This window comes from Shewanella sp. P1-14-1 (assembly GCF_001401775.1).
GTDB classification, from domain to species: domain Bacteria; phylum Pseudomonadota; class Gammaproteobacteria; order Enterobacterales; family Shewanellaceae; genus Shewanella; species Shewanella japonica.
Window position 1 is genome coordinate 1 of record NZ_LKTL01000077.1, and the last position, 592, is coordinate 592.

Sequence of the window (592 nt, forward strand, 5' to 3'; positions counted from 1 at the left end):
TTCAAAGTCTCCCACCTATCCTACACATGTAGGTTCAATGTTCAGTGCCAAGCTATAGTAAAGGTTCACGGGGTCTTTCCGTCTAGCCGCGGGTATACGGCATCTTCACCGCAATTTCAACTTCACTGAGTCTCGGCTGGAGACAGCGTGGCCATCATTACGCCATTCGTGCAGGTCGGAACTTACCCGACAAGGAATTTCGCTACCTTAGGACCGTTATAGTTACGGCCGCCGTTTACTTGGGCTTCGATCATGAGCTTCTCCGAAGATAACCCAATCAATTAACCTTCAAGCACCGGGCAGGCGTCATACCGTATACGTCATCTTGCGATTTTGCACAGTACTGTGTTTTTGATAAACAGTTGCAGCCACCTGGTATCTGCGACTCCCAACAGCTTAGAGAGCAAGTCTCATCACCGTCAGGAGCGTACCTTCTCCCGAAGTTACGGTACCATTTTGCCTAGTTCCTTCAGCCGAGTTCTCTCAAGCGCCTTGGTATTCTCTACCCGACCACCTGTGTCGGTTTGGGGTACGATTCCTACTAACCTGAAGCTTAGAAGATTTTCCTGGAAGCATGGCATCAACTACTTCA

General features: G+C 49.3%; 1 rRNA gene. It reads right to left on the minus strand.

Annotation, left to right across the window (positions count from 1 at the left end):
- Nucleotides 1–592, minus strand: a 23S ribosomal RNA gene (locus tag AN944_RS21010); the annotation flags it as partial.